17 protein-coding genes and 1 pseudogene are annotated in these 22,604 nt (G+C 74.9%); 8 read left to right on the top strand and 10 right to left on the bottom strand.

The window, feature by feature from the left end:
• Positions 1-114 precede the first annotated feature (114 nt).
• Both AB0O40_RS24535 and AB0O40_RS24530 read left to right on the top strand, forming a co-directional pair.
• Positions 115-1,848 (top strand): ABC transporter ATP-binding protein, encoded by a 1,734-nt coding sequence (locus AB0O40_RS24535; protein WP_365045569.1) that lies wholly within the window; start codon positions 115-117, stop codon positions 1,846-1,848.
• A complete protein-coding gene (locus AB0O40_RS24530; protein ID WP_365045567.1) occupies positions 1,845-3,767 on the top strand; it encodes an ABC transporter ATP-binding protein in 1,923 nt (640 codons plus the stop codon). Before AB0O40_RS24535 ends, AB0O40_RS24530 begins: the two co-directional genes overlap by 4 nt.
• Before the next feature lie 59 nt (positions 3,768-3,826).
• On the opposite strand, the gene AB0O40_RS24525 is transcribed toward AB0O40_RS24530, so the two are convergent.
• From AB0O40_RS24525 to AB0O40_RS24505, 5 genes are all read right to left on the bottom strand, one after another.
• On the bottom strand, positions 3,827-4,948 hold the full coding sequence (locus AB0O40_RS24525) for an RNA polymerase sigma factor (RefSeq protein ID WP_365045564.1): 1,122 nt from the start codon (positions 4,946-4,948) through the stop codon (positions 3,827-3,829).
• Between the two features lie 192 nt (positions 4,949-5,140).
• Positions 5,141-7,036, bottom strand: a complete 1,896-nt coding sequence (gene dnaG / locus AB0O40_RS24520) for a DNA primase (RefSeq protein WP_365045561.1) — start codon at positions 7,034-7,036, stop codon at positions 5,141-5,143.
• Between the two features lie 34 nt (positions 7,037-7,070).
• Positions 7,071-8,360, bottom strand: coding sequence for an FAD-dependent oxidoreductase (locus AB0O40_RS24515; RefSeq protein WP_365045558.1), 1,290 nt, complete (start codon positions 8,358-8,360; stop codon positions 7,071-7,073).
• An 88-nt stretch (positions 8,361-8,448) separates the two neighbouring features.
• Positions 8,449-9,789 carry a deoxyguanosinetriphosphate triphosphohydrolase gene (locus AB0O40_RS24510; protein ID WP_365045555.1) on the bottom strand — a complete coding sequence of 447 codons (1,341 nt, stop codon included), beginning with the start codon at positions 9,787-9,789 and terminating at the stop codon, positions 8,449-8,451.
• 45 nt (positions 9,790-9,834) lie between these two features.
• Entirely contained in the window at positions 9,835-10,557 is a 723-nt protein-coding gene (locus AB0O40_RS24505; protein ID WP_365045553.1) for a CbiX/SirB N-terminal domain-containing protein, read from the bottom strand.
• Between the two features lie 382 nt (positions 10,558-10,939).
• Between AB0O40_RS24505 and AB0O40_RS24500 the strand changes: the two genes are divergently transcribed.
• From AB0O40_RS24500 to AB0O40_RS24490, 3 genes are all read left to right on the top strand, one after another.
• Entirely contained in the window at positions 10,940-11,554 is a 615-nt protein-coding gene (locus AB0O40_RS24500; RefSeq protein ID WP_365045597.1) for an ElyC/SanA/YdcF family protein, read from the top strand.
• A gap of 44 nt (positions 11,555-11,598) precedes the next feature.
• Positions 11,599-12,366 (top strand): glucose 1-dehydrogenase, encoded by a 768-nt coding sequence (locus AB0O40_RS24495; protein WP_365045550.1) that lies wholly within the window; start codon positions 11,599-11,601, stop codon positions 12,364-12,366.
• Positions 12,367-12,467: 101 nt separating this feature from the next.
• Complete coding sequence (locus AB0O40_RS24490) at positions 12,468-14,594, top strand: molybdopterin oxidoreductase family protein (RefSeq protein ID WP_365045547.1); 2,127 nt, start codon at positions 12,468-12,470, stop codon at positions 14,592-14,594.
• A gap of 78 nt (positions 14,595-14,672) precedes the next feature.
• Here AB0O40_RS24490 and AB0O40_RS24485 read toward each other — a convergent pair whose 3' ends face one another.
• Positions 14,673-15,092, bottom strand: coding sequence for a gamma-glutamylcyclotransferase family protein (locus AB0O40_RS24485; RefSeq protein ID WP_365045545.1), 420 nt, complete (start codon positions 15,090-15,092; stop codon positions 14,673-14,675).
• Between the two features lie 266 nt (positions 15,093-15,358).
• Between AB0O40_RS24485 and AB0O40_RS24480 the strand changes: the two genes are divergently transcribed.
• Together AB0O40_RS24480 and AB0O40_RS24475 are read left to right on the top strand one after the other, a co-directional pair.
• Entirely contained in the window at positions 15,359-16,084 is a 726-nt protein-coding gene (locus AB0O40_RS24480; protein ID WP_365045542.1) for a hypothetical protein, read from the top strand.
• Between the two features lie 5 nt (positions 16,085-16,089).
• Positions 16,090-17,388 carry a HAMP domain-containing sensor histidine kinase gene (locus AB0O40_RS24475; RefSeq protein WP_365045540.1) on the top strand — a complete coding sequence of 433 codons (1,299 nt, stop codon included), beginning with the start codon at positions 16,090-16,092 and terminating at the stop codon, positions 17,386-17,388.
• A 340-nt stretch (positions 17,389-17,728) separates the two neighbouring features.
• Here AB0O40_RS24475 and AB0O40_RS24470 read toward each other — a convergent pair whose 3' ends face one another.
• The 4 genes from AB0O40_RS24470 to AB0O40_RS24455 all read right to left on the bottom strand — a co-directional run bounded on the left by AB0O40_RS24470 (position 17,729) and on the right by AB0O40_RS24455 (position 21,706).
• The gene (locus AB0O40_RS24470; protein WP_365045537.1) at positions 17,729-18,355 is read right to left on the bottom strand and encodes a class F sortase; all 627 of its coding nucleotides are present in this window, start codon (positions 18,353-18,355) and stop codon (positions 17,729-17,731) included.
• A 99-nt stretch (positions 18,356-18,454) separates the two neighbouring features.
• Entirely contained in the window at positions 18,455-19,042 is a 588-nt protein-coding gene (locus AB0O40_RS24465; protein WP_365045534.1) for a hypothetical protein, read from the bottom strand.
• A 261-nt stretch (positions 19,043-19,303) separates the two neighbouring features.
• Positions 19,304-20,089 (bottom strand): TSUP family transporter, encoded by a 786-nt coding sequence (locus tag AB0O40_RS24460; RefSeq protein WP_365045532.1) that lies wholly within the window; start codon positions 20,087-20,089, stop codon positions 19,304-19,306.
• 300 nt (positions 20,090-20,389) lie between these two features.
• Entirely contained in the window at positions 20,390-21,706 is a 1,317-nt protein-coding gene (locus AB0O40_RS24455; protein ID WP_365045529.1) for a ferredoxin reductase family protein, read from the bottom strand.
• Positions 21,707-21,874: 168 nt separating this feature from the next.
• On the opposite strand from AB0O40_RS24455, the pseudogene AB0O40_RS24450 reads away from it, so the two are divergent.
• Positions 21,875-22,510: pseudogene (locus AB0O40_RS24450) on the top strand (FAD-dependent oxidoreductase); the annotation flags it as partial.
• Positions 22,511-22,604: the final 94 nt, after the last annotated feature.

Below are 22,604 nucleotides of genomic sequence, written 5' to 3'. Positions count from 1 at the left end.
CGGTCCCCGCCGACGTCAGCCTTTTGACCCGGTTTTACGAAAAGCGGTGGGGATCATGCTGCTCCGTGGCTGAAGATGGGTTGACCCCCGATCTTGCCGAACCGGAGCCTGCGCGTGCTCATAAGACTTCTGCGGACCCATCTGGGCCCGTACCGGAAACCGATCGCCCTGCTGGTGCTGCTGCAGCTCCTGCAGACCAGCGCGACCCTCTACCTGCCGACCCTCAACGCCGACATCATCGACAACGGTGTCATCGAGGGCGACACCGGCTACATCCTGGGCTTCGGCTCCCTGATGCTCGGGATCAGCCTGGTCCAGCTGGCGTGCAACGTCGGCGCCGTCTACTTCGGCGCGCGGACCGCCGCCGCCCTGGGGCGGGACGTCCGGGCCGCCGTCTTCGACCGGGTGCAGAGCTTCTCCTCGCGCGAGCTCGGGCAGTTCGGGGCGCCCTCGCTGATCACCCGCACGACCAATGACGTGCAGCAGGTCCAGATGCTGGTGCTGCTGTCCTTCACCCTGATGGTCTCCGCGCCGATCATGTGCGTCGGCGGCATCATCATGGCGCTCTCCCTCGACGTGAAGCTCTCCAGCGTGCTGCTGGCGGTCGTCCCGGTGCTCGGCATCGCCGTGGGTTCGATCGTCTACAAGACGCGCCCGCTCTTCCGTTCGATGCAGAAGCGGCTGGACACCGTCAACCGGGTGCTGCGCGAGCAGATCACCGGCAACCGCGTGATCCGCGCCTTCGTCCGCGACGGCTACGAGCAGGACCGCTTCGGCCGGGCCAACACCGACCTGACGGACGTCTCGCTCTCCGCCGGCAAGCTGTTGGCGCTGATGTTCCCGGCCGTGATCGTCGTCGTGAACCTCTCGAGCGTGGCGGTCATCTGGTTCGGCGCGCACCGGATCGACAGCGGCGGCATGGAGATCGGCGCGCTGACCGCCTTCCTCGCCTACCTGCTGCAGATCGTGATGTCCGTGATGATGGCCACCTTCATGTTCATGATGGTGCCGCGCGCGGAGGTCTGCGCGGAGCGCATCGAGGAGGTGCTGGGCACCGAGACGTCCGTGGTGCCGCCCACCGACCCGGTGCGCAGCCTGGCGATGCGCGGCTCCCTGGAGCTGCGCGGCGCCGACTTCCGCTACCCGGGCGCCGAGGCGCCGGTGCTGATCGGCGTGGACCTGGTGGCCCGGCCGGGCGAGACCACGGCGGTGATCGGCTCCACCGGAAGCGGCAAGTCCACCCTCCTGGGGCTGGTCCCGCGGCTGTTCGACACGACCGGCGGCGAGGTGCTGGTCGACGGCGAGGACGTGCGGCGGATCGAGCCGGGGCTGCTGGCCCGGACCGTGGGCATGGTCCCGCAGAAGCCGTACCTGTTCTCCGGGACGGTGGCCACCAACCTGCGCTACGGGCGGCCCGACGCCAGTGACGCGGAGCTGTGGCAGGCCCTGGAGGTCGCGCAGGCCCGGGAGTTCGTGGAGCGCCTGGAGGGCGGCCTGGACGCCCCGATCACCCAGGGCGGCACCAACGTCTCCGGCGGGCAGCGGCAGCGGCTGGCGATCGCCCGCACGCTGGTGCAGCGCCCCGAGATCTACCTGTTCGACGACTCCTTCTCGGCGCTCGACTACGCCACCGACGCGGCGCTGCGCGCGGCGCTGGCGCGGGAGACCGAGGACGCCACGGTCGTGATCGTCGCCCAGCGGGTGTCGACCATCCGCGAGGCCGACCGGATCGTGGTGCTGGACGAGGGCCGGGTGGTGGGCGTCGGCCGGCACCACGAGCTGATGGCGGACAACGAGACCTACCGGGAGATCGTGCTCTCCCAGCTGACGGAGGCGGAAGCCGCATGAGCGGGCCCGGCGGACGGATGATGATGGGGCCGGCGCAGCGGTCCATGGACTTCAAGGGGTCCGGGAAGCGGCTGCTGCGCCAGCTGGGCCACGACCGGCTCCGGGTCTGGGGCATGGTGCTGGCCGTGGTCGGCAGCGTCGGCGCCTCGGTGGTCGGCCCGAAGGTCCTGGGCAAGGCCACCGACCTGGTCTTCGCGGGGATCGTGGGCCGGCAGCTGCCGGCCGGGCTGACCAAGGCGCAGGCCCTGGACGGTCTGCGGGCCCGCGGCCAGGGCGGCATGGCCGACATGCTCGCGGGGACGGACTTCACGCCCGGGCAGGGCATCGACTTCGGCGCCGTGGGCCGGGTGTCGCTGTTCGCGCTGGCCATGTTCACCGTCGGCGGCCTGCTGATGCTGGTCGCCACCCGGCTCTCGAACCGGGTGATGAACGGCACGGTCTTCCGGATGCGCGAGGAGCTGCAGGCGAAGCTGGCGCGGCTGCCGCTGTCGTACTTCGACCAGCAGAAGCGCGGCGAGGTGCTGAGCCGGGCCACCAACGACATCGACAACATCGGGCAGACGCTCCAGCAGACGATGGGCCAGCTGCTCAACTCGCTGCTGACCATCGTCGGCGTGGTGGCGATGATGTTCTGGATCTCCCCGCTGCTGGCGCTGGTGGCGCTGGTGACCGTGCCGCTGTCGATCGTCATCGCGACGAAGATCGGCAAGCGGTCGCAGCCGCAGTTCGTGGCGCAGTGGAAGTCCACCGGCAAGCTGAACGCCCACGTCGAGGAGATGTACTCGGGCCACACCCTGGTCAAGGTCTTCGGCCGCCAGGAGGAGTCGGCGCAGGCCTTCAAGGAGCAGAACGAAGCGCTGTACGCCGCGTCGTTCAAGGCGCAGTTCGTCAGCGGTCTGATGCAGCCCGTGATGATGTTCGTCTCGAACATCAACTACGTGCTGGTGGCCGTGGTGGGCGGGCTGCGGGTGGCCTCGGGCTCCCTCTCCATCGGTGACGTGCAGGCCTTCATCCAGTACTCCCGGCAGTTCTCGATGCCGCTGACCCAGGTGGCCTCGATGGCCAACCTGATCCAGTCGGGCGTGGCCTCCGCGGAGCGGATCTACGAGCTGCTGGACGCGGAGGAGCAGGAGGCGGACGCGCCGGTGCCGGAGCGGCCGGAGGAGCTGCGCGGCCGGGTGACCTTCGAGAAGGTGGCCTTCCGCTACGAGGCCGACAAGCCGCTGATCGAGGACCTGTCGCTGGCCGTCGAGCCGGGGCACACGGTCGCGATCGTCGGCCCCACGGGCGCCGGCAAGACCACGATGGTCAACCTGCTGATGCGCTTCTACGAGGTGACCGGCGGGCGGATCGCGCTCGACGGGGTGGACATCGCGAAGATGACCCGCGAGGAGCTGCGGTCCGGGATCGGCATGGTCCTCCAGGACACCTGGCTGTTCGGCGGCACCATCGCGGAGAACATCGCCTACGGCGCCTCGCGCGAGGTCGGCCGGGGCGACATCGAGGAGGCGGCCCGGGCGGCCCACGCGGACCGCTTCATCCGCACCCTGCCGGACGGCTACGACACGGTGCTGGACGACGAGGGCCAGGGGGTCAGCGCGGGCGAGAAGCAGCTGATCACCATCGCCCGGGCGTTCCTGTCGGACCCGGTGATCCTGGTCCTGGACGAGGCGACCAGCTCGGTCGACACCCGTACCGAGGTGCTGATCCAGAAGGCGATGGCCCGCCTGGCGCACGGCCGGACGTCCTTCGTGATCGCGCACCGGCTCTCCACGATCCGGGACGCGGACGTGATCCTGGTGATGGAGAGCGGCTCGATCGTGGAGCAGGGCACCCACGACGAACTGCTGGCCGCCGAGGGGGCGTACGCGCGGCTGTACGCGGCGCAGTTCGCGCAGGCGGTGGCCGAGGTCGACTGACCCGGGCGCGGCACGGCACGGCGGGGGTGGGGCGCATCGCCCCACCCCCGCCGGCGTGTTCAGTCCAGGTAGCCGCGGAGCTGGTCGGCGAAGGCGTGGTCGCGGAGCTTGTTGAGGGTCTTGGACTCGATCTGGCGGATCCGCTCGCGGGTCACGCCGAAGATCCGGCCGATCTCCTCCAGGGTCCGGGGGCGGCCGTCCATCAGGCCGTACCGCAGCTGGACGACCTTGCGCTCGCGCTCGCCGAGGGTGGAGAGCACGGCTTCGAGGTGTTCGCGCAGCAGGAAGAAGGCGGCGGACTCCACGGGCGAGGCGGCGTCGCCGTCCTCGATCAGGTCGCCGAGGGCGACGTCGTCCTCCTCGCCGACCGGGGCGTGCAGCGAGACCGGCTCCTGGGCCAGCCTCAGCACCTCGCTGACCCTCTCCGGGGCGAGTTCGAGGTGGCCGGCGACCTCCTCGGCGGTGGGCTCGTAGCCGCGCTCCTGGAGCATCCGGCGCTGCACCCGCACGACGCGGTTGATGAGCTCGACGACGTGGACCGGGACGCGGATGGTGCGCGCCTGGTCGGCCAGGGCCCGGGACATGGCCTGGCGGATCCACCAGGTGGCGTAGGTGGAGAACTTGTAGCCGCGGGCGTAGTCGAACTTCTCGACGGCGCGGATCAGGCCGAGGTTCCCCTCCTGGACCAGGTCGAGCATGGTGAGGCCGCGGCCGACGTACCGCTTGGCGACCGAGACCACCAGGCGGAGGTTGGCCTCGATCAGCCGGCGCTTGGCCATCCGGCCCATGACGACCAGCCGGTCGAGGTCGACGGCGAGCTGGGAGTCGAGGTCGGGGGTGCCGGTGAGCTTCTCCTCGGCGAACAGGCCGGCTTCGACCCGGCGGGCCAGCTCCACCTCCTCCGCCGCGGTGAGCAGCGGGATCCTGCCTATCTCGCGCAGGTACTGGCGGAACAGGTCCGAGGAGGGGCCCCCGGTGTCGGTGCGGCGGGCGGCCCGCGCGGCCTCGGCCGGGTCGGGTGCCTCGTCGTCCGGCTCGGGTCCGTCGTCCGGTCCGGGCTCGGGCTCCGCGCCGTCCGCGGCCTCGCCGGCCGGTCCGCCGGCGCTGTCCCGGGCCGCCTCGGGGTGCTCGTCGCCCCGGCTCTGCGCGGTCACGGCTTCGGTCAGGATCTGGGTCTGCACGGGGGCGACCTCCAGGGCTCCGAGGACTCTGGCACCGCAACTCAGTGTGGGGTACGACACATCGCCGCCACGAGGGGCGTGCGAACACTTTTTGAGTCCGGTGCGTGACCGGATGGTTACCCCCCGCCGGGCGGGCCGAAGCCTCGCACGGGCGTGCGGCCGGGGCGTGCGGGAGGGGCCCGCGCGCCCTTGCTAGAGGGCTTCGGCGCCCTTGTTGCGCAGGGACTGGCGGTACTGCTGGAGCACCCACAGCTCCTGCTCGACGGCCGCGATCCGCTCGGCGGGGCCCTGGCCGCCGAGCCGGGCCATGGTGCCCTGGACTTCGTGGATCCGGCGGTCCACGGCGCGCAGCCGTACCTGGACCAGCTGGACGCCGGCGTAGACCTCGTCGACCGACTTGGCGTGGATGGCCTCCACGGCGAGCTCGGTGACCAGCGCGCGGACGGTGTCGTCGGGCGCGGCCTCGCGGACCTTGGCCAGGTAGTCCTCGCCGCCCTGGGCGGCACCGCCGGCCTCCGCGATGGCCTCGCGGACCGTGGCGTAGGGCGGGGCGGTGAACTCGTCGGTGCCGTAGGCGTCGAAGGCCGGGGAGACCAGCTCGGGCCGCTGGAGGGCGAGCTTGAGCAGTTCCCGCTCGGTGACGTGGACCGGGTTGCGGAGGTTCAGCGGGGGGCCCGAGGGCCGGGCGGCGGGCGCGGGCGCCTGTGCGTACGCGGCGCCGCGGGCGGGCCGGTCCGGCTTGGCGCCCCGCTCCCGGGCCCAGCGGGCCAGCTGCGCCACGCGCTTGACGACGAACTGCTCGTCGCGGATGCCCAGCATGCCGGCCAGCTGGACCGCGGACTCGTGCTGGATGGCGATGTTCTTGATGTTGGCCACGACCGGCGCGGCCTCGTCGAGCGCGGCGGCCCGGCCCGCCGGGTTCTCGAGGTTGTGCCGGGCGACGATGTGCCGGAGCGCGAACTCGAACAGCGGGGTGCGCGCCTCGACCAGCCCGACCACGGCCGCGTCGCCCTGCGCCAGGCGCAGGTCGCAGGGGTCCATGCCGCCCGGCGCGACGGTGATGGAGGTCTCGGCGGCGAACTTCTGGTCGTCCTCGAAGGCCCGCAGCGCGGCCTTCTGGCCGGCCGCGTCTCCGTCGAAGGTGAAGATCACCTCGGCGGTGGCGTTGTCCATCAGGAGCCGGCGCAGGATCTTGATGTGGTCCCCGCCGAAGGCGGTGCCGCAGGTGGCGATGGCGGTGGTGACCCCGGCCAGGTGGCAGGCCATGACGTCGGTGTAGCCCTCGACGACCACGGCCCGGGAGGTCTTGGCGATCTCCTTCTTGGCCAGGTCGATGCCGTACAGCACCTGGGACTTCTTGTAGATCGCCGTCTCGGGGGTGTTCAGGTACTTGGGGCCGTTGTCGTCGTCGCGGAGCTTGCGGGCGCCGAAGCCGACCACCTCGCCGCTGATGTCGCGGATGGGCCACATCAGACGTCCGCGGAAGCGGTCGATGGGCTTGCCGCTGCGGCTGTCCTGGGACAGGCCCGAGAGCAGCAGCTCCTTGTCGGTGAAGCCCTTGCCGCGCAGGAAGCGGGTGAGGTGGTCCCAGCCGGCCGGGCTGTAGCCGACGCCGAAGTGGGCGGCGGCCGCCTGGTCGAAACCGCGACCGGCCAGGAAGGCCCGGGCGATCTCCGCCTCGGGACCCTCCAGCTGCTGGATGTAGAACTGCGCGGCGGCCTTGTGGGCCTCGACCAGCCGGATGCGCTCGCCGCGCCCGCTCTGGCCGGGGGTGTAGCCGCCCTCCTCGTACCGCAGGGTGATGCCGGCCTGGCCGGCCAGCCGCTCGACCGCCTCGGAGAAGGAGAGGTGGTCGATCTTCATGACGAAGTCGAGGGTGTCCCCGCCCGCCTGGCAGCCGAAGCAGTGGTAGAGCCCCTTGCTCGGGCTGACCTGGAAGGACGGGGACTTCTCGTCGTGGAAGGGGCACAGGCCCTTGAGGTTCCCGCCGCCGGCATTGCGCAGCTGGAGGTATTCGGACACCACGGCGTCGATCGGGACCGCGTCCCGTACCGCCTTCACGTCGTCGTCGTTGATCCTGCCAGCCACCCGTGAAGTCTACGGCCGGGTCACGACAATCCCGTCAGCCGGCCTTCCCACCGCCCGCCGCGGCCTCGGCGAGGCCGGCCAGCGGGACCGCGGGATCGGCCAGCGCGGCCGGATCCGTCCGGGCACCGCTCCTGATCAGGGTCTGGATGTCGGCGACCACGTCCCACACGTTCATGTTCAGGCCGGCCAGCACCCGCCCTTCGGAGAGCCAGAAGGCGATGAACTCGCGCTTGGCCGCGTCGCCGCGGATCAAGACCTGGTCGTACGAGCCGGGCGGGGCGTAGCCGGAGTACTCCATGCCCATGTCGTACTGGTCGGAGAAGAAGTACGGCACCCGGTCGTAGGAGACCTCCTGGCCCAGCATGGCGCGGGCGGCGGCCGGGCCGCCGTTGAGCGCGTTGGCCCAGTGCTCCACGCGCAGCCGGTGGCCCAGCAGCGGGTGGTGGGCGGCGGCCACGTCGCCGGCGGCGAAGATCTCCGGGTCGGAGGTGCGCAGGCTCGCGTCCACCGCGATGCCGCCGCCGTGCGCGCGGTCGACCAGGGCCAGGCCGGCGGCCTCGGCCAGGGCCGTGCGGGGGGCCGCGCCGATCGCGGCGAGGACGGCGTGCGCCGGGTGCTCCTCGCCGTCCTCGGTGCGGGCCGCCAGCACCATGCCGTCCTGGCCGGTGATCTCGGTGAGGCGGGCGCCGAAGTGGAAGCGGACGCCGTGCTCGGCGTGCAGGTCGGCGAAGATCCGGCCCAGCTCGGGGCCGAGGACGGCGTGCAGCGGGGTGGCCTCCGGCTCGATGACCGTGACCTCGGCGCCGTAGCCGCGGGCGGCGGCGGCCACCTCCAGGCCGATCCAGCCCGCGCCCGCGATCACCAGGTGGCCGTTGTCCCGGCCCAGGGCGGCCAGTACCCGGCGCAGCCGCTCGGCGTGGGCCAGGCGGCGCAGGTGGTGCACGCCGGCCAGCTCGGTGCCGGGGATGTCCAGGCGGCGCGGCTCGGCGCCGGTGGCCAGCAGCAGCCGGTCGTACTGCAGGACGGTGCCGTCGCCGAGGGCGACGGTCCTGGCCTCGCGGTCGAGGCGGACGGCCGGCTGGCCCAGGTGCAGTTCGATGTCGTTGCGGGCGTACCAGGCGGCTTCGTGGACGAAGACGCTGTCGCGCTCCTCCTTGCCCGTGAGGTAGCCCTTGGACAGGGGCGGGCGTTCGTAGGGATGCTCGCGCTCGTCGCAGATCATGATCACCCGGCCGGTGAAACCCTCGGCCCTGAGCGTCTCGGCCGCCTTGGCCCCCGCCAGTCCTCCGCCGACGATGACGAACGTCCGGTGTGCGTCGACCACCTGATGCCTCCTCATAACCTGTGGGCCACGTACGGCCACATGCGAGCGTCCCGCACCGAGCCTGCCTCGGGAAGGGGGAGTGGCCCGATCAGCTCACCCCCCGGCGCGTCGTGAGACGGGCGTGCAGGGAGCGCGCGGAGGAGTCGGTGAGCGAGGCGATCTGGTCGATCACGGCGCGTTTGCGGGCCTTGTCGTCGGGGGCGGCGTCGAAGAGGGCCCGGAACTGCGGGTCCAGTCCCTCGGGCGCGCGGGCGCTGAGGGCCTCGGCCAGTTCGGCCAGGACGATGCGCTGCTCGGCTCGAACCCGCTCCTGCTCGTCGCGCTGCATGACGTACAGGTCGGCCACGGCCTTGAGGACGGCGCACTCCATGCGGGCGGCGCGGGGGACGACCAGCTCGGCGGCGTACCGGGTCAGCCGGCCGGAGCCGTAGGCCTCGCGGGTGGCGCCCTCGGCGGCGAGGCAGAAGCGGCCGATGAGCTGGCTGGTGGCGTCCTTCAGGCGGGCCTGGGCCACGGCCGAGCCGTCGTAGCCGTGCGGCCACCACTCCTCTTCCATCAGGCGGTCCAGGGCCTCGCGCAGCTCCTCGGGGTCGGTGCCGGCGGGGACGTACCGGCCGATGGCGACCTCCCAGATGTCCCGCCGCTCGGGCTCGGCGAAGAGGAGGTTGGGGTCGAGGTGCCCGGCGTGCAGGCCGTCCTCGAAGTCGTGGACGGAGTACGCGACGTCGTCGGACCAGTCCATGACCTGGGCCTCGAAGCACGTGCGGTCGGCGGGGGCGCCCTGCCGCAGCCAGGTGAAGACCGGCAGGTCGTCCTCGTAGACGCCGAACTTGACCGAGTCGGGGTCGGTGGGGTGGGCGCCGCGCGGCCAGGGGTACTTGGTGGCGGCGTCCAGCGCGGCGCGGGTCAGGTTGAGGCCGACGCTGACGGGCCGGCCGGTGGCCGGATCGGGGACGAACCTCTTGGGCTCGAGGCGGGCGAGCAGCCGCAGCGACTGGGCGTTGCCCTCGAAGCCGCCGCAGTCCTTGGCGAAGTCGTTGAGCACTTCTTCGCCGTTGTGCCCGAAGGGCGGGTGGCCCATGTCGTGGGCGAGGCAGGCGGTCTCGACGAGGTCCGGGTCACAGCCGAGGGCGGCGCCGAGCTCCCGGCCCACCTGGGCGCACTCCAGGGAGTGGGTCAGGCGGGTGCGGGGGCTGGCGTCCCAGTCCTGCGAGCGGGTGCCGGGGGTGACGACCTGGGTCTTGCCGGCGAGCCGGCGCAGCGCGGCGGAGTGCAGCACGCGGGCGCGGTCGCGCTGGAAGGCGGTGCGGCCGGGGCGCTTGTCGGGCTCGGCGGCCCAGCGGTCGGTGTCGGCCGGGCCGTAGGCCTCGGGCGCGGCGGGCGGCGGGTCGGTGGGGTGGGTGGCCGGGTCGTACGCGGTGCCTTCCATGCCACGACGGTAACCGGACCGACCGACAATCCGGGATCAGTCCGGTCAGGCGACCGCGAGTTCCGCGGGGCGGGCGGCGACGTACGGCAGGGCCAGCGCCCGGTCGTAGCGGTGCAGGACGAGGCGGGCGAGCGCCGGGTGGTCGCCCAACGGGCCGGCGGCCGACCCGGGGGACGCGGCGGCGGCCTGGCCGGCGAACCGGCCGGGGGCGGTGAAGTACGAGGCCGTGAAGGTGCGGTGGCCGCGGGCGGTCAGGGCGCGCACCGCGTCGGGGACGGCCGGCTCGGCGGCCGAGGCGTAGCCGGGGATGACGGGCACCCCGCCCAGGCGCTCGGCGAGCTGGGCGGCGGTGCGGCGGGCGTCGGCGGCGGACTCGGGGTCGCGGGAGCCGGCGGCGGCCAGGACCACCGCGTCGCCGGCCGACCAGCCGGCCTCCAGCAGGCGCTCGCGCAGGGCCTCGACGAGCAGCGGGTGCGGCCCGAGCGGGGCGGCGATGCGCACCCGCAGGTGGGGGGCGCGGGCGGCGGCCGCGGGCAGGTCGTGCTTGACGTGGTACCCGCGGCCCAGGAGCAGCGGGACGAGCACGGCCTCGCCGGTGAGTTCGCGCAGGGTGTCGTCGAGCAGCGGCTCGGCCAGTTCGACGTGGCCGAGCCGCAGGGTCAGGCGGGGCCTCAGCTCCGCGACCCGCTCGAGGAGGGCACGGGCGGTGCGCAGGGCGCGCGGGTCGCGGCTGCCGTGGGCGACGGCGACGAGGACGGGCTGCTGCATGGGCGGGCTCCGGGTGGGCGCAGGCCGTCGAGCTGGCTGCCCAGCTGGACGGTGATGCGGCCGAAGAGCTCGGCCGCACTGTCGAACGGGAGGGTCGGGGGCAGGACCGGGAATGCGGAAGGGTGCACCTGTTCCGTCATGGACCGATCCTGGAGGGCTCAGATTGCCGGGCCGTTGCGCGGGGGTGACGGGTGTTTTCCGGCTGCTCACCCGATCATTCGTACGAGTGAAAGGGGCCGGTCGCGGAACTGCGCGGGGCCTCCGCTCGTCCGATCTTGCGACGGGTCCCGCGCGAGGGGAGCGGGCCGGAGCCTTCCGGGGGGCGGCTGTGTGGAAGTGGACGAGGACGGTGCGGGGGCGCCGCAGGGCGGTCCAGGCACTGATGGTGCTGTGCGTCCTGGCGCTGCTGCCGGCGACCTGGACGCGGGTGGCGGCGGCGGACCGGCTGCGGAGCACGGCCACCGCGCCGGCGGCGGACGTGGCGGTGGTCTTCGGGGCGGGGCTGTGGCGGGGCCGGCCGACGCCCTACCTGGCGCGCCGGCTGGAGGCGGCCGCCGAGCTCTACCGCACCGGGCGGGTCCGGGCCGTGCTGGTCACCGGCGACAACAGCCGGGTGGAGTACGACGAACCCGACGCGATGCGGACCTACCTCAAGGGCCAGGGGGTGCCCGACGCGCGGATCGTCAGCGACTACGCCGGCTTCGACACCTGGGACTCCTGCGTGCGGGCCCGGCGGATCTTCGACGTGAAGCGCGCGGTGCTGGTGAGCCAGAGCTTCCACATCCACCGCGCGGTGGCGCTCTGCGGGGCCGCGGGCATCGACGCGTACGGCGTGGGGGTGGACGACCAGCACGACGCGACCTGGTACTACGGCGGGGTCCGGGAGGTCTTCGCCGCCGGCAAGGCCGCCCTGGACGCCGCCTTCCAGCCGGACCCGCACTTCCTGGGCCCGAAGGAGCCCGGCATATCCCGGATCCTGGCCGCATCCCCGCACTGACGATGCCAATATGACGATCAGTCACATTGGCAGGGGCGGAGGGAGTGACGGTGGAGCTGGACGGCAAGGTCGTGGTCGTCACGGGCGGGGCCCGGGGGCTGGGGGCGGCCACCGCTGCGGCGGTGGTCGCGGCGGGCGGCCGGGTGCTGGTCACCGACGTGCTCGAGGCGGAGGGCGCGGCCACCGCCGCCGGACTGGGCGGGCGGGCCCGCTTCATGCGGCACGACGTCACCAGCGAGGACGACTGGCAGGCGGTCCTGGACCACGCCCTGGCCGAGTTCGGCCGGCTCGACGGCCTGGTCAACAACGCCGGGATCGCCACCGGCCGGATGCTGGAGCTGGAGAGCGCCGAGCACTTCCGCCGGGTGGTGGAAGTGAACCTGGTCGGCGTCTTCCTCGGGATCAAGGCGGCCGTCCCGCTGCTGCGGGCCGGCGGGGGCGGGTCGATCGTCAACGTCTCCTCCGCGGCCGGCCTCACCGGTCTGGCCCGCACCGCGGGGTACGGAGCCGCGAAGTGGGGCGTGCGGGGGCTGTCGAAGATCGGTGCGGTGGAGCTGGCCGAGGCCGGGATCCGGGTCAACTCCGTCCATCCCGGGATGACGCTCACCCCCATGACCGAGCCCACCGGCGTCCGGGCGGGCGAGGGCGGCTTCCCCGGCGCCCCGATGGGCCGGGTCGGCACCCCACCGGAGGTCGCCCCCGCCGTCGTCTTCCTCCTCTCGGACGCCGCCTCCTACATCACGGGCGCCGAACTGGCCGTGGACGGCGGCTGGACGGCCGGCCCACCGGCGAAACGGGCGACGGACCGGTGAGCCGGCCTCACCGGTGGGGGCGGGGCGGCGGGGAGGTCGGTGTACCGGGGGTGTAACGCGGGGCGGGGGCGGGGGAAACACGGGCGGCGGACGCTGGGGGCATGCGCACCGATCCCGGTTCCACCCCGACCCACTGCCCGTACTGCGCACTCCAGTGCGGCATGCGTCTGGCAACGGCGCCCGACGCCGCCGACGGCAGCGGGATCACCGTGGTGGAACGGCCGGACTTCCCGGTCAACCGGGGGGCGCTGTGCGGGAAGGGCCGCACGGCACCCGCGGTGCTCTCCGACCGGGTCCGGCTGACCACGCCCCTGATCCGCACCCACGCCACGGGAGCGCTGGAGCCGGCCACCTGGGAGGAGGCCCTGGACGCCGTCGCCGACGGCCTCGCCCGCGTCCGGACCGGCCACGGCCCGGACGCGGTGGGGGTCTTCGGCGGCGGCGGACTGACCAACGAAAAGGCCTACGCACTGGGCAAGTTCGCCCGGATCGTGCTCGGCACCTCCCAGATCGACTACAACGGCCGCTTCTGCATGTCCTCGGCCGCCGCCGCCCACCAGCGGGCCTTCGGCCTCGACCGGGGACTGCCCTTCCCCCTCGCGGACCTGCCCCGCACCGGCTGCGTGATCCTCGTCGGCTCCAACCTGGCCGAGACCATGCCGCCCGCCCTGCGCTACCTCACCGAGCTCAAGGAGAACGGCGGCACGCTGATCGTCGTCGACCCGCGCCGCACCCGCACCGCGGAGCAGGCCGACCTGCACCTGGCCCCCCGCCCGGGCACCGACCTCGCGCTCGCCCTCGGCCTGCTGCACCTCGTCGTCGCGGAGGGCCGTACCGACGAGGAGTTCATCGCCGCCCGCACCACCGGCTGGGCCGAGACCCGCGCCGCCGCGATGGCCCACTGGCCCGAGCTGGTCGAGCGGGTCACCGGTGTGCCGGTCCCCCGGCTCCGCGAGGCGGTCCGGCTCTTCTGCACCCCCGAGTCCGCCATGGTCCTCACCGCCCGCGGCCCCGAGCAGCAGTCCAAGGGCACCGACACCGTCGGCGCCTGGATCAACCTGTGCCTGGCCACCGGCCGGGCCGGCCGGCCGCTCTCCGGCTACGGCTGCCTCACCGGCCAGGGCAACGGCCAGGGCGGCCGGGAGCACGGCCAGAAGGCCGACCAGCTGCCCGGCTACCGCAAGCTCACCGACCCGGCGGCCCGCGCGCACGTCGCCGAGGTCTGGGGCGTGGACCCGCAGACCCTGCCCGGCCCCGGCCGCAGCGCCTACGAACTCCTCGACGCCCTCGGCACCGCCACCGGACCCCGCGCCCTCCTCCTCATGGGCTCCAACCCGGTGGTCTCCGCCCCGCACGCCGCCCACGTCGAGGAGCGGCTGCGGTCACTGGACTTCCTCGCCGTCGCCGACGTGGTCCTCTCCGAGACCGCGGCCCTGGCCGACGTGGTCCTGCCGGTCACCCAGTGGGCGGAGGAGACCGGCACCACCACCAACCTGGAGGGCCGGGTGCTGCTGCGCCGCCGGGCGCTCACTCCCCCGCCCGGGGTGCGCAGCGACCTGGAGGTCCTGAACGCCCTGGCCGCCCGGCTGGACCCGGAGCCCGGCGGCGGCCTGGAGAAGAAGTTCCCCACCGACCCGGCGGAGGTCTTCGCCGAGCTGGGCCGCGCCTCGGCGGGCGGCCCGGCCGACTACGCCGGCATCGACTACGGCCGGATCGAGCGCGAGGACGGAGTCTTCTGGCCCTGCCCCGCCCCGGACCACCCGGGCACCCCCCGGCTCTTCCTCGACCGCTTCGCCACCGAGGACGGCCGGGCCCGCTTCGTGCCCGTGGCGCACCGGGACGCCGCCGAACTGCCGGACGCCGCGTACCCGCTGCTGCTGACCACCGGCCGGGTGGTGGCCCAGTACCAGTCCGGCGCCCAGACCCGCCGGGTGGCCGAGCTCAACCGGGCGGCGCCGGGGCCCTTCGTGGAGCTGCACCCGCGGCTGGCCGAGCGGATCGGGGCGGTGGAGGGCCGGCCGCTGGCGGTGGTCTCCCGGCGCGGCCGGGCGGTGGCGCCGGCCCGGATCACCGACGCCATCCGGGCCGACACGGTCTTCATGCCCTTCCACTGGCCCGGCGAGGGGCGCGCCAACAGCCTGACCAACCCGGCGCTCGACCCGGTCTCCCGGATGCCGGAGTTCAAGGTCTGCGCGGTCCGGGTGGAGCCGGTGGAGGAGGCCGGCTGAGCCGCCGGAGCCGGTGCCGGAGGCCCGCTGAGCCGCCCGGCCCCGCCCCCGGCCCGGCCCGCCGCGCATCCGCCGGGGCTACCGCACGAACCAGTCCCCGCTGGCGATCTGCCGCCCGGTGGCCCGCAGCCGCCGGGCGACCGGGGCCGCGGCCAGGTACACCCAGGCCGCCACGGCCGTGCCGTCCGCCCGGACCGCCCGGCAGGTGACCCGCTCGTAGACGTTGAACGGGCGCCCGGGCCCGTAGTACTCCTCCAGCCGGTCCAGTACGTCCAGCACCTCGCGGTACCGGCCCGCCGCCGGGGTGATCAGCGTCCCGGCCACCTCGGAGCCCGCCAGCTCCACGGCGTACGGGTACCCGGGCCCCTCGTACAGCACCACGTCCGCCAGCCGGGCGGGCTCCTCGTCGGCGGTCCGGCCGGCCAGGTAGCGATCGTGGTTGTACGCACCCGGGCGCAGCGTCCCGTAGGCGAAGAAGGGCAGCTCCGGCTCGCTCACGGGGCGCCCACCCGCGCCGTGGCCGCGACCGGGGGCCCGGGCGGGCCGGTCTGCGGGACTGGCCGATCGACCGATGTCACTGGGTACCTCCCTCGGTTACAACGGGAGGCCGGGCCTGCCGGACGGACGGCCCCGGCACTCCCACGGCGTCGTGCCCACGGCGGTCACCCGGCCGCCCGGCGCCCCGTGACGGGCGCCGCCCACCGATGATCGCCCCGGTCCCGCCCCGGCCGGAACCCCCCTCCCCCTACCCTCCGGCGCCCCTCATGATCCCTTCTCCCCGCCGCCCGCTCCCGGCCCTGGCCGGGGCCGCCGTGCTGGCCGCCGCCGTACTGGCCGCCGGCTGCGCCTCACCCGGCGGGCTGGGCCGCGGCGAGCCCGCGCCCGCCGTCTCCGCCCAGCCCCGGCCCGAGCACCTGTGGCCCGCCTGGGACGGCCGCGACGCCCACTCCCCCGGGGCCGAGGTCGCCACCCGGCAGCCGGCGCCCGAGCCGCTGCCCGACGCCCCGCGGGTGCCCGCCGGCGGCCTGGCGGAGCTGGACCCCATGAAGGTGGTCGGGGCGGACCGGCGGATGAAGCCGTTCGCGGCGCGCGGGAAGATCACCGGGCCCGGGCGGGCCGGGATCCGGCCGGCGGTGCTGCGCGACCTGACCGGCGACGGACGGCCCGAGCTGATCATCGGTGCGGACCTGGAGAGCGGCCGGTCGGCGGTGGCCGTCTACCGGGCGGTCGGCGACCGGGTGGTGCCGGTCCTCTACACCTCCGGGCGGCAGGTGGCCGTGGAGACCCTGGGCTGCGACCTGCTGGTGCGCACCGCCGCGTCGGACGGGGCGGAGCAGGCGGTGCGCTACCGCTGGGACGGCGTACGGCTGTCGGTGTTCAGCGACGAGAAGCGGTACGGCAAGCACGTCCCGGACCGGACCGAGCCGACCGGCGGCCCCTCCGGGCCGGCCCGCCCTGGGTCCTCCCGCACGCCCGGGGCCGGCCGGTGAGGCCCGTGCCGCCCGGCCGCCGGCCGCGCTGCGGACGCTTCCTGGCGCCCGGCCGGGCCCTGCTCCGGGGGCTGGGGCTGCGCTGGAAGATCGCGGTGCTGCTCGCGGTGGGCTGCGCGCTGGTCGCGGTGGCCATCGGCGCGCTGATCCACCAGGCGCGCACCGAACAGGTGGTGGCCGCCGCCCGCGACCACGCCCGGGACCAGCTGATCCGGGTCCGCCAGCTGTACGAGGTGACCGGCCGGCTGGACCCCGGTACGAGCAACGAGGCGCAGGCCGCGATCGACGACCCGGCGCTGCCGGCCGAGCTCCGCGAGGCGGCGCTGAACGGCTCCCGCACCACCTACCTGCGACTGGACGGAGCGGATCCGGCGGTCTGGGCGGCCCGCCCGATCGGCGGCCGGCAGGTCCTGTCCGTCAAGCAGCCGCTGGCGGCCCAGCGGGCGGAGCTGGCCGAGCTGGACCGCCAGTTGATCGCCTCCGGGGCCGGCGTGGTGACCCTGGCGGCACTGGGCGGCGCCTGGCTGGCCGGCCGGCTCAGCAAGGACCTGCGGACGGCCGCGGAGACGGCCCGGCGGATCAGCCAGGGCGAGCTCGACGCCCGGATCGGCGCCCCGGAGACCCCCGGCGGCCGCGACGAGGTGGCCGAACTCTCCCGCGCCGTCGACACCATGGCGGCCACCCTGCAGCGGCGGCTGGAGGCCGAGCAGCGCTTCACCGCGGACGTGGCGCACGAACTGCGCACCCCGCTGACGGGCCTGCACACCGCGGCCGAACTGCTGCCCGCGGGCCGCCCCACCGAGCTGGTCCGGGACCGGGTCGCGGCCCTGCGCACGCTGACCGAGGACCTGCTGGAGGTCGCCCGGCTGGACGCCCGGCGGGAGGAAGCCGTCCTGGAGGTCGGGGCCCTGGGCCCGCTCGTGGCGTCCGTGGTGGCGCGCGCGGGCGTCCCGGTACGCATGACCGGCGAAGCCAGCGCGACCCCCGTGCGCACCGACTCCCGCCGCCTGGAGCGCATCCTGACCAACCTGCTGGTCAACGCAGAACGGCACGGACGGGGCGAGGTCGAGGTCGTGGTCTCCGGCGCGACGGTCGCGGTCGCCGACCGGGGCCCGGGCTACCCCGCGAACCTCCTGCGCGAGGGCCCCCAGCGCTTCCTGACCGGCGCCACCGAGCGCGGCCAGGGCACCGGCCTGGGCCTCACCATCGCCCAGGGCCAGGCCGCCGTGGTCGGCGCCCGCCTGGAACTGACCAACCCCCCGGAGGGCGGCGCCCGAGCGGAGTTGACCCTCCCCACGGCCTGACGGAGCCCGGGCCCTCGTCCCCTGTACGCCGTGCCCGCAAGCGGTCGGGATGCGCGGCGCACCCGCTCGACGCCCCCGCGGCAGCCGGACCCGGGCCGCTCCCAGCCCAACCCGTTACGCGTGGCAGCGGGCGGTCGGGATGTGCGGGGTAGCCGCTTGACGGGTCGTGGCAGGCTGGTCCGGCGGCGGGACCGGGCCTGGGATCGCCGCAGGCGACGGCGAAGCCGCGAAGTCCCAGGGTTGGTCCTGCCACAGGGCCTGACAGCCACAGCCACAGCCGCTCAAGCGGCGGGGACCCGCACACCCCGACCGCCCGCCCCGAAGCCCCCCGAGCCCGACCTCAGTACGTACCCGTCAAATGAGCGAACACCACCACGTTCCCCTTGTACCCGGTCCGCTGGGAGAAGCCGCCGCCGCAGGTGATGACGCGGAGCTCGGCGCGCGGGGCGGGTCCGTACACCCGGGCGTCCGGGAAGCGGCGGGCGTCGTAGACCTCCACCGCGTGCACGGTGAACACGGCGGTGCGGCCGTCCCGCCGGGTCACCTCGACCGCCGCGCCCCGGCGCACCGCGCCGAGGTCGTAGAAGACCGACCGGCCCTGGGCGTTGTCCACGTGCCCGGCGACGACCGCGGTGCCGACCGAGCCGGGCGGGGTCCCGTCCCGGTACCAGCCGGCCAGGTCGCGCCGCTCGGGCGGCGGCACCTCCAGCCCGCCGTCCCGGCGCAGGCCCAGCCCGGCGAGCGGGGCGTCCACCCCGATCGAGGGGATCCGGATGCGCAGCGGGGCGGAGGCGGGCAGCGGGGTGAGCGACCGGCCGAAGTCGGCCTGCGCGGCCCGGGCCTCGGCGGCCGCGGGCTGGGGCGGGGCGATCTGCTCGGCGGATCCGCTGCCGATCAGCCAGATGCCGGTGCAGGCGACGATGGCGAGCAGCCCGCCGCGACCGGCGGTGCGTGGATCACGGCGCATGGACCGGCCCCCTCGCTGGTGTCGTACTCGGCCTGAGGACGGACCGTCGCCCGGCATCGCGGAGGGGGGATCCGCGGGGCCGGGCGACGGGGGGGCGGGCTAGGTCCGCGTGCCGCTCGCCCGGCGACGCAGGACCCGTACACCGCCGACGGCCGCGACGGCCAGGAGGGCCGCGCCTGCCGCGATCTTGACGGGGTTGGACTCGGTGGTGGTGCCGCCGCCGACGCCGGTGGCGACATGGCCCCGCGGCTCCCGGCCGGTGCCGGGGTGCTCGCCGGGACGGTCGCCGGGGTGCTCCCGACCGGTGCCGGAGCGGTCCGGCGGCTGCTCCCGGCCGGTGACGGTCAGGTCGCCGGTGGCGAACTTGCCGTTGGTGCAGGTCGCGCCGATGGCGTAGGTCCCGGGCGGGGTGTCCGGGGCGACCCGGAACTGCCCCACCACGTCTTCTTTGTGCGTGGTGGGCGCGAGCCGGAAGCGGCCGCCGCCGACGGTGGTGGCGTCGCCGTCCGCGGTGCCGTCGCGGCCGCAGGCGGTGGTGTTGACGGTGATGGTGGCGCCAGGGGCGGCGGAGCCGGGGACGATCTCCAGGTCGGCGAACTCCTCGGCCGCGGCGGCCCCGACGGGGCCCAGCAGGGCGGCGCCGAGCAGGGCGGTGGCGAGCAGGAATCCGGTGCGGGGGGTGCGCATGTCGCTCCTCGGGGCGCGGGTGTCACTCCGAGGAAAAGCCGACGGGGGCCGGGGCGCCTTCCGAGGGGGGTGCGGGGGGCTGGGGCGGCGGGTCGGCGGATGGGGGTCTTCGCAGGTCAGGGAGGGGGTCGGAGGCTCTGTGCCGCCGTTTGGGTGCGGGCAGGCTATCCGGGTGAGGGAGGGGCACCCGGCCGCACGTACCGAGGGCCGGTCAGACCGCACGTACCGAGGGCCGGTCAGACCGCACGCCCCGGAGCCCGGTCAGGCCGCCATCCACTGGTCCATGCCCAGCTTGACGACCAGGACGCAGACCACGGTGAGCAGCACGCCGCGGACGAAGCCGCTGCCCTTCTTGAGGGCCATCCGCGCCCCGAGCATCCCGCCCGTCAGGTTGAAGAGGGCCATCAGCCCGGCCAGCTGCCAGAGCACGAAGCCCTGGTACGAGAACATCGCGAGCGCGCCGAGGTTGGTGCAGACGTTGACGATCTTGGTGGTGGCGGAGGCGGTGACCAGGTCGAGGTGGAGCAGCGCGGTCAGCGCCAGCACCAGGAAGGTGCCGGTGCCCGGGCCGAAGAGACCGTCGTAGAAGCCGATGCCGAGCCCGGCGAGCGCGATGGCCAGCAGGATCCGCTGCCGGGAGACCGGGCCGGTGGCCGGGGCGGTGCCGAAGCCCGGCCGGAAGATCACGAAGCCGGCCACCAGCACGAGCACCACGATGATCGCCGGGCGCAGTACGTCCTTGCTGATGCCGCCGGCCAGCAGCGCCCCGCCCATCGAGCCGAGGAGTGCGGCCAGGCCGATGCGGACGGAGAGCTTCACGTCCACCGGGGTCTTGCGGACGTAGGTGACGGCCGCGCCGGTGGTGCCGACGATGCTGACGGCCTTGTTGGTGGCCAGCGCGTAGGTGGGGGCCAGGTGCGCGGGCAGGCCGAGCATCAGCATGGGGAGCTGGATCAGCCCGCCACCGCCGACCACGGCGTCCACCCAGCCCGCCCCGGCCGCCGCCAGGCAGAGCACAACGATCATGGTCAGCGATATGTCGGGCATGGTCAGGACCCTACGGAGGGTTTCCGTGCACCGTCCATCGATCGCCGGGGATTTGCGCTGTGCTTGAGCTTTCGCCGGTCCGGTCCGGGGCCGCCGGGGCGGCCGGCGCGACGGTGGCGGTGAGCCCGGTCGCGGCCAGCGCGCTGGCCAGGGCCAGCCCGGCGGCCAAGCGGCGGCCCGGGGGCAGGCCCCGGACGGCGGTGACGACGGCCCGGACGCGGGCGGGTCGGCGGTGACGGGCCATGCCGGTACTCCTCGGGGAAGACGGCCGCTCCGGGGCGGTCCGGGACGCGAGCCGGGTCAGAAGGTGAAGCACTCGCTGTGGATGCGGTCGGCCGGGACCCCCGCCCGCAGCAGCGAGGCGGTGGTCGCGGCCGCCATCGCCGGCGGCCCGCACAGGTAGACGTCGTGCGCGGCCAGGTCCGGCACCAGCTCCCGCAGCGCCTGCGGGGCCAGCGGGTCGTAGGCCGCGTCCGAGGGCCCCAGCAGGTAGTGCAGTCCCGCGCCGCGGGCGACGGCCACCGCCTCCAGCTCCTCCCGCAGCACCAGCGCCCCCTCGTCGCCCGCCCGGTAGAGCAGGGTCAGTTCCCCCGGGCCGCCGGGCAGGGTCTCGAAAAGCGCCCGCAGCGGGGTGACGCCCACCCCGCCGGCGATCAGCAGCACCTTGGGGCGGGTCCGGCGGCGGGCGGTCAGCGCCCCGAAGGGGCCGGTGGCCAGCACCCGGGTGCCGGGCCGCAGCCGCCGCACCCGCCGCGAGTGGGCGCCCAGTCCCTTGACGGTGATCCGCAGGGTGTCGTCCCGGACCGGGGCGGACAGCGAGAAGGGCAGCGCGGTGTGCCACAGCCCCCGGCACAGGAACCGCCAGCGCAGGAACTGCCCGGACTCGGCCCGCAGTTCGGCCAGCCCCTCGCCGCGGACCGTCACGGAGGCCACCCCGGGCCCCTCGTACCGCACCTGCGCCACCCGCAGCCCGTGCCGCAGGGCCTGGCGTACCGGCACCACCGCCCGGTACCAGAGCAGCAGCACGGCGACCGCGGTGTGCGCCAGCGTCCAGCACCAGGCCACCGCGGTGACCGGGGCCAGGTCGGGTCCGGCGAGCTGGTGCGCGAAGCCCAGCGCCACCGCCGGGTAGCCGAGCAGGTGCACCGCCCGCCAGGCCTCGTGCGGGATCCGCCGGCGCACCGCGCGGGCCGAGCAGCCGGCCAGTACGGCCAGCAGCCCGGCGCCGCCGGCGGCCGCGGCCAGCGCCGGATAGCCCAGCAGGCCGCCGGCGGCCCGCAGCACGTCCAGCCCGGTGTGCACGGCGTACCCGCACAGGGCGAACAGGGCGTGCCCGGCGCAGCAGGCCAGCACCCAGCGGCCGCCGGCCGCGTGCCACCGGGCCAGCCGGTCCGCCCCCACCCCGTGCTCCACGGCGGGCACCCGGGCCATCAGGAAGAGCATCACCAGCACGCCGTAGCCGGCCAGCAGGCCGGTGAGGTGGGCGGCGGTCGCGAAGAGCGCGTCGAGGCGGGCCGAGGGGTGCACCTGGACGCCCCACAGGACGACCACCGCACCGGCGCCGGCGAGCACACCGGCCCGCAGGAGTCGGGCGGGGCGCTCGGGTCCGGAGGTCATGACGGGCACGCTAGGGCAGGTCAGCGGGGGTGCGGTGATCTTTAAGGACCGCTTGAGGAAGCCTTAAAGCGGGCCTCACACGGCGGGCCCGGAGGCCGGGAGGGCAGCGTTCCCCGCGGGAAACAGAGGCGATGCGGGCGGGAAACAGCGGGGCCGCACGCTCCTCGCATGACCTCGGAACGTGTGGTGGTGATCGGCGCCGGACTGGCCGGGCTCCGGCTGGCCCAGCGGCTGTCCGGCCCGCCCGGCACGGAGGTGACCGTCCTGGGCGAGGAGAGCCACCCGCCCTACAACCGGGTGCTGCTGGCCGAGATCCTCGCGGGCCGGTACGCCCCGGAGGTCGCGGCCCTGCCGGCCGCGGGGGCGCGGCTGCGGCGCGGGGTGCGGGCGGTGCGGATCGACCGGGCGGCCCGGGCGGTGCACTGCGACGACGGCGCACTGCTGCGGTACGACCGGCTGGTGCTGGCCACCGGCTCCAACCCGGTACTGCCGCCGCTGCGGGGCCTGTTCGAGCCCGGCGGGCGGGAACTGCCCGAGGGCGTGCACGCCTTCCGCACCATGGACGACTGCCTGGCCCTGTCGGCGGCGGTGCGGCCGGGGCTGCGGGCCGTGGTGATCGGCGGCGGCCTGCTCGGCGTCTCCGCGGCGCGGGCGCTGGCCGCGCGGGGGGCGCAGGTGGTCCTGGCCACGCAGGGAACCCGCCTGATGGAACGCCAACTCGACGACGAATCCTCGTCCTTGGTCGCCGCGCACCTGTCCACGCTCGGCGTCGAAACGCACACGGAATGCCGGGTCCGCGGCCTGGTGACGAGCCCTGCGGGGCCGGGCTCCCCGGGGCTCCGCCCCGGACCCCGCGCCTCAAGCGCCATATGCGGCGGGTGAGGGCGTCGCGGCGGGC

This window comes from Streptomyces sp. NPDC089919 (assembly GCF_040684615.1).
GTDB lineage: Bacteria > Actinomycetota > Actinomycetes > Streptomycetales > Streptomycetaceae > Streptomyces.
Note: the sequence above shows the minus strand (reverse complement) of the source record. Positions and strands in the feature narration are given on the sequence as shown.